Here is a 12,413-nt window from a genome sequence, read left to right on the forward strand (position 1 = left end):
AACCTTGCATTTTTTTTACAACATATTTGTTAGCTTGTTGATTTTCGGAATGAAAATCGGTGCACCGTTCAATTACAAGCTGAAGCGAGGTTTGGCGGGCCGTAGACAAAGTTGTAATCGCGTGAAATCTGCCTTTTCTAAGGATGATAAAGTTATTTGGATGCATGCGGCAAGTTTGGGCGAATATCTTCAAGGTTTACCGGTTTTAATTCGATTGAAAGAAGAGCTTCAGAATCATAAAATTTTAATTACTTTTTTCTCGCCGTCTGGTTATGAAAATGTGATTAAAAAAGAAACTATTGCTGATGTGATTTGCTATTTGCCTTTTGATCGTGAAAAGTGGATTGAGGAATTTACATCGCATTTCAAAACCGATATTTTCTTCACCGTTAAATACGATTATTGGTACAATTTATTGGCGCATCTTAAGAAAAGCGGAGCGAAAATGTATGTGATTTCAGCCTATTTTTATGAAACGCAAGTTTTCTTTAAACCCTACGGAAATTGGTTTGTCTCAAGTTTAAAAAACTCAATAGATTGGTTTTTTCACCAAACAAAACATTCTACGGCGTTGGCAAAAAGTGTTGGACTTACCAATTCATCAACGTCTGGTGATACGCGTTTCGATCAAGTAAAACATAATTTAACTCGAAATAACGAAGTGGCAGGTTTGTTTCGTTTTGTGAATGGAAAAAAAGTAGTTGTTTTCGGAAGTTCGTGGCAAGCGGAAGAACGTATTGCTGAAATTGTTTCCAAGAAAAATTCGAATGTAAAAATCATTATCGCTCCGCACAATCTAAAACGTGTTGAATCGTTGATTTCGCAATTTCCAAAAGTCATTTTATACAGCGATTATCTAAAATCTCAAGAAACTTCTCAATTTTTTGAATGGGATGCTCCCGTTTTAATCATCGATTCTATCGGGCTTTTATCCAAATTGTATTCGTACGCAGACATTGCCATTGTTGGTGGTGGATTTCATTCGGCAGGATTGCATAATATTTTGGAAGCTGCCGTTTTTGGCGTTCCGGTTTTTTTCGGTGATCAGTATCAGAAAAATCCTGAAGCCGATGAATTGATCGCAGAAAATGGAGGTCGCGCCATGGAAGATGAGTTTTTTGCGGCTCAATTTATTTTAGAACTGCTTGCAAACGAACCTTTGAGAAAAGAAATGGGCGACAATGCGGGACGATTTATTTCTTCCCAGCCCAACGCAACAGAATATGTCGTGAAAAAAATTCTAGCGTAAAAATCCTTGACTTTTAATGTCTTTTACGATGGCGTCCAAATTGTCTGGAATGTTTTCCGATTGCAACCAATTGAAATCAAAACTATTATTCACGCAAAGCTTTTCTAAGAACAAGATTTGGTGAATTTGTAAATCGATATCACGAAGTAGTTCATCAAATTCCATCCAATAATCTTCGTCCAATTTCTTTATCAGAATTAAGGCTTTCAATAATTTATTGATGAGGTACATGTGAAGTTTGTACACCATGTCAAAACGTTCTCTGTTGAGTTTTTCGTGATATTCCAAAACTTGACTTACAAGAAGTAAATTCAAACTTACGTCACCAAATTTATCCGTTGTAATTTTTACATGTTCGGTGATTTCTGCACTTAGTTTTCGGATAAGCGTGAGAAAATATTTCGGATTGGAAATGTATTTCGAAGCGGATGAAATTCGTTCCTTGATCAATTCTTCCATCGCATTTCTTTTATCATCCGTCGTTTCTTGATCGATAAGTTCGAAATACAATTTTTTAGAAAGTAGTTTGTCTTTCTTCAACAATCGAAAAATCAATCGATCTTTTTCAATCGACGAAAATTCGCTCAATGCTTGTTTAAATTCTTTAGAATACTCCATTAATTAAAGAGTTTGGAATATTTTTTAAAACCATTAAAAGCCCAATTAGCCGTGTAATACATCGATTTTAAGGTCGAGTAGTGCATGTAATCTTTGTAAACCAAATACTGATCGAGCATAATGTTGGTTTTCTTACGAGAAATACTTTGTGGATGCATTCTGTACTTGGCCATAGTTTTGGGAAGTGGCTTTCCAATAGGGATTTTCTTCAGCAAATTCAACCACATGACATGATCTTCACGTTTTGTTCCTTCTGGAAAATATTCTTTACCAACACGGCTGCTATCATACATTGTCGAAAGCAAAGAAAGTCGGCATGTTTTTAATAAATTGGAAAAAGTAACATCTTTATCAGCAATAAAATCTGCAATTTGAGGATTCAAATTTTCGTCGCAACGAGCGTAATTAGAATAGGCAAGTTCTGCATTTTCACGCTTCATGAAAGTCACCATTTCTTCAAGAAAATTGGGTTCCCAAAAATCATCTGCATCTAGAAATGTAATGTATTTTCCAGTGGCTTCTTGTAAGGATAAATTTCGTGCATGTCCCGCTCCGCCGTTCTTTTCAGCAATGACGAGTTTTATTCTCGGATCCGGAAATCGCTGAATAATTTCTACTGAATTATCCGTGGACTTGTCGTCTGTAAGAATCCATTCCCAATCTTGAAAAGTCTGATTAAGCACACAATTTATCGTGTCCTCCAAAAATGGTGACGAGTTGTAAACAGGTGTGATAATAGATATTTCCGCCATTGTATGCTATTTGTGCACCGCAAAAATAGGATATTTCTTCAAATGCCGTTTTTTCTTACCTCAAAAGTGCGTAAATTTGTGTCTTTGTAAAGAATCAAGTAATTAACTATAAAGAAATTCGAAGTGTTTTACGATCATCAGAAGATAGAAAAAAAGTGGCAAGAATACTGGGAGAAAAACCAAACGTATAAAACTAACAATCAATCGGGCAAACCGAAATTTTATGTTTTAGACATGTTTCCGTATCCATCTGGGGCGGGATTGCATGTTGGACATCCGCTCGGATATATTGCAAGTGATATTTATTCAAGGTTTAAAAGACACCAAGGATTCAATGTATTGCATCCCATAGGTTACGATAGTTTTGGTTTGCCTGCGGAGCAATATGCCATTCAAACGGGTCAACATCCTGCGGTAACAACAGAAGAAAATATCAATCGTTACGAAGAGCAAATGCGTCGTATTGGTTTTTCATTTGATTGGAGTCGCGAAATCAGAACGTCAGATGCATCGTATTACCAATGGACGCAATGGATTTTTATTCAATTTTTCCATTCTTGGTATAATAAAGCAACCGATAAAGCAGAATCTATTGATTCGTTAATTGCTCATTTTGAAGCAAACGGAACAGAAGGTTTACAAGCTTCGCAAACGGAAGAACTTTCTTTTTCAGCAGATGACTGGAAAAATGCTTCTGAACTAGATAAGCAAGATATTTTGTTAAACTACCGTTTAGCTTTCCGTGCAGAAACGACAGTGAATTGGTGTCCAGCTTTAGGAACGGTATTGGCGAATGATGAAGTGAAAGACGGTAAGTCGGAAAGAGGCGGATTCCCCGTTTTCCAAAAGAAAATGATGCAGTGGAGTATGCGTATTACAGCATATTCTGAAAGATTGCTTTCTGGATTGCAAAATATAGATTGGCCACAACCGCTGAAAGATGCTCAAGAATATTGGATTGGAAAATCGCAAGGTGCTTCTGTGGAGTTCAAATTGGATGGTCATGATGAGGTTATTGAAGTTTTTACAACGCGTCCTGATACCATTTTTGGTTCTACTTTTATGGTTTTGGCGCCAGAACACGGCTTGGTAGAAGGAATTACAACGCCTGAGCAGAAAACTGAAGTTGAAAACTACATCGAAGAAACTTCGAAAAAAACAGAACGTGATCGTTTAGCTGATGTGAAATCTGTTTCGGGAGCGTTCACAGGTTCGTATGCGATCAATCCATTTACTGGGAAAAGGATTCCAGTTTATATTTCAGATTATGTTTTAATGGGATACGGTACGGGTGCTGTAATGGCGGTTCCGGCTCATGACGAACGTGATCACCGTTTTGCGAAGAAATTCGGTTTGGAAATCGTGAAAGTCGTAAACACAGATGTTGATATCCAAGAAGAATCATTTGATTCCAAAGATAGTACGTGTGTAAATTCGGATTTTCTTGATGGTTTAAACTATAATGAAGCGAAGTCTAAAATTATTTCAGAAATCGAAGCTCGCAAAATTGGAAACGGAACGGTTAATTTTAGACAACGTGATGCGATTTTCAGCAGACAACGGTATTGGGGCGAACCCGTTCCTATTTATTATAAGGACGAGATGCCGTATACGTTACCGGCTTCGGCTTTGCCATTAGAATTACCAGAAGTTGAAAAATATCTTCCAACGGAAGATGGTGATCCGCCATTAGGAAATGCAAAAGATTTCGCTTGGGATGAGGCGAATCAAAAAGTGGTTTCTGTTGATTTAATTAATAATGAAACGGTTTTTCCTTTGGAATTATCAACGATGCCAGGGTGGGCGGGAAGCTCTTGGTATTTCCTAAGATATATGGATCCACATGATAATCAAACGTTTTGCGAAAAATCGATTTCCGATTATTGGGGACAAGTTGATTTATATATCGGAGGAAGCGAACACGCAACTGGTCACTTATTATATTCGCGTTTTTGGAATATGTTCTTGAAAGATCGTGGGTGGATTTCGCAAGAAGAACCATTCAAAAAGTTGATTAATCAAGGGATGATTCTAGGAATGAGTGCCTATGTTTTCCGAATTGATGGAACGAATACATTTGTTTCTAAAAGTCTAGCCAAAGATCATCAAACGCAAAAAATCCACGTCGATGTTTCTTTATTAAAAGGAGCAACAGACGAATTGGATACGGAGAAATTCAAAAATTGGCGTCCAGAATTTGCTGATGCTGAGTTTGTTTTGGAAGACGGAAAATACATGACCGAAAGGGAAGTAGAGAAAATGTCGAAATCCAAATTCAACGTGGTAAATCCAGATGATATTTGTGAAGAATATGGGGCAGACTGTCTTCGTCTTTACGAAATGTTTTTAGGTCCATTAGAACAATCAAAACCATGGAATACGCAAGGGTTAAGTGGTGTTTATGGATTCTTGAAGAAATTCTACAATCTTTATTACGATGGCGATGTGCTTTCGATTTCAGAGGAACAACCAACGAAAGAAGAATATAAAGTATTACATACCCTAATTAAGAAGGTGATTTACGATATTGAGCATTTCTCATTTAACACGTCGGTTTCACAATTTATGATTGCCACAAACGAACTTCAGAAGTTGAAAACGAACAAAAGAGCCATTTTGGAACCTTTAGCAATTTTGGTTTCACCGTATGCTCCACATCTTTGTGAAGAAGTTTGGGCAGCGTTGGGGCATGAGCAAAGTATTGAGTTTGAAAGCTTTCCTCAATTAAACGAGGCGTATTTGGTAGAGGATGAAATTCAGTATCCAGTGAGTTTTAACGGGAAAATGAAGTTTAAACTAGCTCTAGCGGCAGATTTGGAAATCAAACAAATTGAAGAAGCGGTGATGGCTGACGAAAGAACAATTCAGCAATTAAATGGAAATAACCCAAAAAAAATCATCGTTGTACCTAAAAAAATTATTAATATTGTGATGTAAAAAAAAATAAGAGGGAAAAACTATTACTGATTTCATAAAATCTAGCGAGTATTTTTCAAAATTATCAACGTAAATGAAATTTTAGGAAAATAGAATTAAAAATTAGATAAAAAAATGAGAATTCTGTAATTTTTCCGCAAGGCTTTTGCTAACATGGAAACATGAAGTTTTGGTAAAATACTTGCAACTTAATTTTTTTTGACTTTAATTTACACGCTGTAAAAATATATAACAAGTATAATTTAGTTTAATATGGAAATGAATGTTTCAAACACAGAAGAGCAAGTAGTTGCTAGAAAAACGGGTGGTCTTAATCCATTTTTAATTATCCCAATCATATTTCTTGTTGGGGTTTCAATTTATTGGTTTATTTTAGGTAGTCCAGGTAATTTTAAGCCAGATGACAGAATCAAAGATGCGTTATCAGTTGCTTTCACAGATGTAGAAAGATCCGAATTTCAACCAGAAGGTTTTATGGGAATTATCTACATGGGAGGTATTATCGTACCTATCCTAATCTCTTTCATGATTATCGTAATCGTGTTCTCTATCGAGCGTTTCTTCGTTTTGAGCAAGGCTCAAGGTAAAGGTAATGTTGATAACTTCGTACTTACAGTAAGAAAGTTAGTAAACGAAAACAAAATCGACGAAGCTCTTGAAGAGTGCGACAGACAACAAGGTTCTGTTGGTAACGTAGTGAAAGAAGGACTTATCTCTTACAAAGCTTTAGCAAAAGATGGTACTTTAAATAAAGAGCAAAAAATTATTGCACTTAACAAGTCTATCGAAGAAGCTACAACGCTTGAGATGCCAATGCTTGAGAAAAACATGATGATCTTATCCACATTAGGTACAGTTGCAACATTAGTAGCATTATTAGGTACGGTAATCGGGATGATCAACGCGTTCCACGCATTAGGTTCAGGTGGTGGTACACCAGATTCAGCTAAACTATCAGTAGGTATCTCTGAAGCACTTGTAAATACAGCTTTAGGTATTGGTACTTCTGCAGTAGCTATTATCCTTTACAACTATTTTACTTCTAAAATTGATGGTTTGACATTCAAAATCGACGAGATCGCAATGTCTATTCAGCAGTCTTTCGCTGAGCATAACTAAGAATAATGGGGCAACCCATTTTCGAAAATTAGAAGTTTAATAAAAAAGATTTAAATAATGGCGAGAGTCAAACCAAAAAGACATAATATTCGAGTAGATATGACGGCGATGACCGATGTGTCATTCCTTCTACTTACGTTCTTTATCTTGACGGCTCAGTTTGCTAAGCCGGATGTGGAGACAATCACGACGCCATCTTCAATTTCTGAGACGCTTTTAGGAGAAGGAAGTGTCATGACAATTCTTAGTACTACAGATGGTAGATTTTACTTTACACCTGTAGATAATGGAACTGAAAGAATTAGGCTATTAGATAATATGGCCAAGAAGTATGGACTAACGTTTACACCAGAAGAGAAATCTGCTTTTGCAAAAATCAAATCAGTAGGAGTTCCTATGAACCAATTAAATGGTTTCTTGAAACTATCTGAAGATGATCAAAAAGCATATAAAGTTCCTGGGGTTCCAATGGATAGTACAAAAAAGGAATTAATAGATTGGGTACAACAAAGTTTAGCTGTTAATGCCGATGCAAAACTTGCATTGAAAGGTGATACGCAAACCAAATACCCAAGAGTAAAATCCTTGTTTGAAGGACTTAGAGATATCGATTTTCTTAAGTTTCAGTTGATTACAAATCAGGAAGTTAATACTAATAAATAATAGAAATGGCAGAAGTACAAGTAAAAGACTCAAGCGCCAAAGGTGGTAAGGTTCGCTCCAAGAAGCTTAACCCTAGCGTTGACTTGACACCGATGGTGGATTTGGCATTTCTTTTGATTACATTCTTCATGTTGGTAACGACATTTTCCAAACCGAATGTAATGGATTTAGGACTTCCAGCGAAACCTAAAAATGATGCACCTCCTCCAAAAACGGAGATTGACCTTACTAATTCATTAAGTGTAATAATTGGTAAAAACAATAGAATTTTCTATCATCAACAAGACCAAACAGGTTTAACAGAACAAAACCTTCAGGAAACTAATTTTGATAGAGAAGGAATTACAAAAGTAATTGAGCAAGCAAAAGCTAGAGCAAAGGATCCAAGTAAATTTACTGTGATCATTAAGCCTACAGACGATGCAGTATATAAAAATTTTGTCGACATTTTAGATGAAATGGCAATCACCAAAAACGAAATCTACGGGGTAACCGATATTAAACCTTACGAAAAGGCGATATATGATAAGAAAGTTGGAGGAGCAGCGCCAGTAACACCTACGCCGGCAAATTAATACTAACTCTTAATATATTTTAATTAAGATGGCAAACGAAATAGAGTACGATAAAAATCTAACTTTAGATGAAATCGTATTTGAGAATAGAAACAAAGAATATGGAGCTTACGATTTGCGTTCATCGTATCGCAAAGTTTTAACAAAGTCTTTTGTTTTAGGAACAATCCTTTTCTGTGTGGTTGCAATTACTCCATTTGTTGTAATGAAAATTAAGCAAATGAATGCAGCTGATAAAACAGAGGTAAAATCAAATCTTATTGATATTTTACCAGAAGAGGAACCTATCTTAGATCAACCAGAAGATACGCCACCTCCGCCACCTCCGCCACCAGTGGAGCCACCGAAGATCGAGGTTATTCAAAACGTTGTTCCTGAACCAGTGAAAGCGCCTAAGGTGGAAACTCCACCGCCGCCAATCTCGGATCAGATGAAGACACAAACCGGTTTACAAAACCAAGAAGGTGTAAAAACTCCCGCTTATACACCTCCACCACCACCACCATCTACAGGTACTTCAACAAGTACAGTAGAAGTTAAGCCACAAGTTTCAACAACGGAAGTTTATGAGACGGTGGATCAAGGTGCAGATTTTGGTTCTGGAGGAATTGCAGGATTCAGAAAAAAATTCCAAGAAGGATTTGATAACGAATCTATGGAAGGTGAAGGTTCTGTAAAAACAGAGATTACTTTCGTTGTAGAACGTGACGGGTCTATTTCTAATGTAAAAGCTACAGGGTCTAACTCTGGGTTCAACAAGGAAGCAGAAAGAACGATTAAAGCTATTAAAGGAAAGTGGTCTCCTGGAAAAGTTAACGGACAACCTGTTCGTTCTCGATTCAGATTCCCAATTACAATGCAATTTGAATAATTTTAGAATTATTTAACATAAAAAGAGAAGCTTAGGCTTCTCTTTTTTTATTACATTTGTAACATATGGCGTTTAATTGGCTATCAATGATTACGGGCGTTTTCTATGTTGTCTTAGGAATCGTAGTTATTGTATTTAAATTTTTTGTAATTCAGTTAGATCCTGGTGTGGCATATTCACTTGGAGCTTTACTTGTGGTGTATGGGCTTTTCCGTGTTGGTCGTGCTATTCACCGAATCAGGATGTCCAATCATGAGAAAAATTCTTAGTTATTTTATCGTTTCTATTTTCGTAGTTGCAAGCTGTTCTAAAAAGAAGGAAGAGCCTAAATCTGCTGAATTTAATCAAGGTGAATTAGTTGTTCTTGCGGATGACTCGTTCAAAAGTGTTGTCGAAGGATTGGCGCAAGCCTACATGATTAACTATCCCTCAACAAAAGTGGAAGTTAAAGTTCAAAAAGAAGATTTGGCTTTTTTGGACATGCTTAACAATCATGCGAAAATGATTGCGATTTCGAAACCTTTGAATCAAGAAGAAATTCAGGAATACGAAAAAGCAACGAATACCAAGTTTCACCAAGATTTTTTTGCTATTGATGCTGTATTGTTCGTAGTAAGCAAAAACTCGACTCGTACTTCATTAAGTATAGAAGATATTAAGAAAGAATTGCTTTCGGGCGAAAAGAACCTTATATTCGACGGGAATAATTCAAGTAATTTGAATTTCGTAGCCAATAAAATTGGGAAAAAACCATCCGAACTTAAATACGCGACTATTGTTGGTAATGATGAAGTTGTGAAAGAGCTAGATCGGTATCCGAATAAAATTGGAGTGATTAGTTTAAATACAATTAGTCGTCCCTATGCAAATGAAGCTACTAAATTGCGGGAAATGATTAACGTTTTACCAATTGAAGAAAAAGGTAAGGTTATATCATATGAAGGCGAAGGATTAACCAAAATGAAATATCCATTCGTAAGAACAATTTATTTCTTAACCAATGAAAATGGATTTGGTATAGCGAAAGGTTTTTTACGATTTTCATGTACCCAATTAGGACAAATCGTAGTGAGCAAAGAAGGCTTGCAGCCGTACTTTTTGTTCAATCGTGAAGTGCAAATGAGATAAACCCAAAATTATGGAACGATAATTGTGTTATCTTCAATAAATTAGTATTAATATAATTAAATAAGATAGATAAAATGAACTTAACTAAGAAAATTGTTTTGACTGCTGCAGTGGGCTTCTTCGCTAACGCTGCATTTGCACAATCTGTACAAGATGGAATCCAGTATGTAGATAGTCACAAATTTGCAAAAGCAAGAGATAATTTTAATCAATTAATTACAGCAAATCCTAAAGAAGCAGATAACTACTTTTATCTTGGGAATACTTATATAACTCAGTTTGAACCGAACTTCGAAAAAGCAGAAGAGTATTTCAAACAAGGTCTTGGGATTGAATCTAAAAGTTATTTAAATAAAATCGGTTTAGCGAGTATTAAATTAGGTAAAGGCGATCGTTCAGGAATTGTAGAAATCCAGAATATCGTAAAAGATTCTAGAGAGAAAGATCCAGAAGTTCTTTACCGTGCTGCCGAAGCATTAACCTTGTTCGAAAAAACAAGTGCACCCGATACGGCTATCGATTATTTAACTAAAGCAATCGAGAGAGGTCAAAAAGGTGGAGTTCCAGCAAATTATTATTATGCGCTTGGTGATGCGTACCGTTTGAAAAAAGATCCAGGAAAAGCCATGTCAGAATATGATAAAGCTTCGGCTGTAGCTCGTAACAAAGCGTCTGTTTTCACAAGAATGGGAACACTTTGGATGGCTGCACAACAATGGAAACTTGCAAAAGAAAATATTGACAAAGCAATCGCTGTAGATCAATCATATGCTCCAGCATACAAAGCAAAAGCAGCTTACGATATCAAATATCAGCAGAACGCAATGGCAACTCAAGATTTATTGAATTATGCTAAATATGCAGATGAGGATCCGTATACGCAATTAGAAATTTCTAAATTGTTCTTCACAAACGAAGATTATGCAAATTCAAAAGCGACTTTAGATAAAGTATTTGACAAAGTTGATGATCCTATTAAATACAAATTGAGAGGGTATCTTTCTTTCTCTGATGGAAATTATACGGAAGCAAAACAAAATATGGATAACTTCTTATCTAAAGTAGATAAATCTAGAGTTTATCCAGGTGATGAAGGTTTGCAAGGGCTTATCGCAGCTGGTTTGGCTAAAGATGAAGCAGATGCAACTAAAAAAGCTCAATTACTTGCAGATTCTAAAACCAAAATCGCTATTGCTAAAACAGCAAAAGATGAAACAATGAAGTGGGATCAAGAATTAGCTAAAATCAATGGTGCAAGTGGACCTTCTGAGTCTGAAGTGAATGCGGGACCAACATCTCCAGAAATCGATGCTTTGAAGAAGAAAGTAGCGGCTAATCCTCAAGATTCTGATGCTTTGTTCCAATTGGCAACAAAATATCAAGACGTTAAAAACTGGGCTGGTGCGGTACTTACATGGCAGAAAATGATCAACTTGTTACCAGATTGGGCTCCGGCTTATTACAGTCAAGGATATTCGTATCAGCAAGCTCAAAATAATGAGATGGCGAAATTAGCTTACGAAAACTTTATTTCTAAAGTAAAGCCAGCTGATGAGCAAGCGAACAAAGAAACGTTATCGTATGCATTATTTGCAGTAGCGTACTTGGTAAAAGAATCAGATCCTGCAAAAGCGAAAGCATATGTTGCTAAGTCTGTTCTACTAAATCCAGGGTATGAAGACGCTGCAAAATTGAATAAAGAATTAAACCCATAATTGGTTTTTATATATTCTATAAATCTCCCTTCCAAGAAGGGAGATTTTTTTTGTAATTTTGATTTATGAAAGTTGATTTTTTAGCCATAGGAGCACATCCTGACGATGTTGAATTGGGTTGTGGTGGTACAATTGCAAAATTGGTTTCGGAAGGGAAATCAGTAGCGATCGTTGATCTTACTCAAGGTGAGTTAGGTACTAGAGGAAGCGCCGAAACTCGTGCACAAGAAGCCAAAAAGGCGGGCGAAATATTAGGAGTTTCGGCTCGTGAAAATTTGAAGTTGAAAGATGGATTTTTGGTGAACTCGGAAGAGTATCAAATGGAAATCGTCAAAATGATCAGAAAATACCAACCCGATGTGGTTTTAGCGAACGCGATTGATGATAGACATCCTGATCATGCTAAAGGAGCGAAACTTGCATCAGATGCATGTTTTTTGGCTGGATTACGACGAATTGAAACAACATTGGATGGCGAAGTTCAAAATGCATGGCGACCAAAACATGTTTTTCATTACATTCAATGGAAAGAAGTGGAGCCGGATTTCGTTATTGACATCAGCGATTTTCTTACTCAAAAGATTGATTCTTGTATGGCGTATTCATCTCAATTCTATGATCCTACGTCTAAAGAGCCCGAAACGCCAATCTCCAATCGTGATTTTTTCGAAAGTTTAACGTATCGTGCTCAGAATTTGGGAAGATTATCGGGAGTTGCTTATGCTGAGGGATTTACCTACGAAAGGCTGATTGCTTTGAAAAATTTTGAAGGAATAGTTTTGTAGT

The 12,413-nt window shown here is 36.4% G+C and carries 12 protein-coding genes; 10 read left to right on the forward strand and 2 right to left on the reverse strand.

Annotated elements, in window-relative coordinates; translation table 11 throughout:
• Positions 1–4 precede the first annotated feature (4 nt).
• A complete protein-coding gene (locus AC5XHR_RS09550) occupies positions 5–1,249 on the forward strand; it encodes a 3-deoxy-D-manno-octulosonic acid transferase (protein ID WP_495950563.1) in 1,245 nt (414 codons plus the stop codon).
• Here AC5XHR_RS09550 and AC5XHR_RS09555 read toward each other — a convergent pair.
• Positions 1,241–1,867: a deoxyuridine 5'-triphosphate nucleotidohydrolase gene (locus tag AC5XHR_RS09555; RefSeq protein WP_495950564.1), complete on the reverse strand. Its 627-nt coding sequence runs from the start codon at positions 1,865–1,867 to the stop codon at positions 1,241–1,243. The genes AC5XHR_RS09550 and AC5XHR_RS09555 overlap by 9 nt on opposite strands.
• Positions 1,867–2,619 carry a glycosyltransferase family 2 protein gene (locus AC5XHR_RS09560; protein ID WP_495950565.1) on the reverse strand — a complete coding sequence of 251 codons (753 nt, stop codon included), beginning with the start codon at positions 2,617–2,619 and terminating at the stop codon, positions 1,867–1,869. Before AC5XHR_RS09560 ends, AC5XHR_RS09555 begins: the two co-directional genes overlap by 1 nt.
• A 123-nt stretch (positions 2,620–2,742) precedes the next feature.
• On the opposite strand from AC5XHR_RS09560, the gene leuS reads away from it, so the two are divergent.
• The 9 genes from leuS (at position 2,743) to bshB1 (ending at position 12,412) form a co-directional block, all read left to right on the forward strand.
• Positions 2,743–5,556, forward strand: coding sequence for a leucine--tRNA ligase (gene leuS, locus AC5XHR_RS09565; RefSeq protein WP_495950566.1), 2,814 nt, complete (start codon positions 2,743–2,745; stop codon positions 5,554–5,556).
• Between the two features lie 252 nt (positions 5,557–5,808).
• Complete coding sequence (locus AC5XHR_RS09570) at positions 5,809–6,675, forward strand: MotA/TolQ/ExbB proton channel family protein (protein WP_495950567.1); 867 nt, start codon at positions 5,809–5,811, stop codon at positions 6,673–6,675.
• 57 nt (positions 6,676–6,732) lie between these two features.
• Entirely contained in the window at positions 6,733–7,338 is a 606-nt protein-coding gene (locus AC5XHR_RS09575; protein ID WP_495950568.1) for an ExbD/TolR family protein, read from the forward strand.
• Positions 7,339–7,343: 5 nt separating this feature from the next.
• A complete protein-coding gene (locus AC5XHR_RS09580) occupies positions 7,344–7,913 on the forward strand; it encodes an ExbD/TolR family protein (RefSeq protein WP_495950569.1) in 570 nt (189 codons plus the stop codon).
• A gap of 28 nt (positions 7,914–7,941) precedes the next feature.
• The gene (locus AC5XHR_RS09585; RefSeq protein ID WP_495950570.1) at positions 7,942–8,784 is read left to right on the forward strand and encodes an energy transducer TonB; all 843 of its coding nucleotides are present in this window, start codon (positions 7,942–7,944) and stop codon (positions 8,782–8,784) included.
• A 65-nt stretch (positions 8,785–8,849) separates the two neighbouring features.
• Entirely contained in the window at positions 8,850–9,053 is a 204-nt protein-coding gene (locus tag AC5XHR_RS09590) for a C4-dicarboxylate ABC transporter (protein WP_495950571.1), read from the forward strand.
• Positions 9,037–9,912, forward strand: coding sequence for a PstS family phosphate ABC transporter substrate-binding protein (locus tag AC5XHR_RS09595; protein WP_495950572.1), 876 nt, complete (start codon positions 9,037–9,039; stop codon positions 9,910–9,912). Before AC5XHR_RS09590 ends, AC5XHR_RS09595 begins: the two co-directional genes overlap by 17 nt.
• Before the next feature lie 74 nt (positions 9,913–9,986).
• Positions 9,987–11,627 carry a tetratricopeptide repeat protein gene (locus tag AC5XHR_RS09600; protein ID WP_495950573.1) on the forward strand — a complete coding sequence of 547 codons (1,641 nt, stop codon included), beginning with the start codon at positions 9,987–9,989 and terminating at the stop codon, positions 11,625–11,627.
• Between the two features lie 65 nt (positions 11,628–11,692).
• Entirely contained in the window at positions 11,693–12,412 is a 720-nt protein-coding gene (gene bshB1 / locus AC5XHR_RS09605; RefSeq protein WP_495950574.1) for a bacillithiol biosynthesis deacetylase BshB1, read from the forward strand.
• The last annotated feature ends 1 nt before the right edge of the window (position 12,413 follow it).

Source organism: Kaistella sp. CFF1-2 (assembly GCF_059509915.1).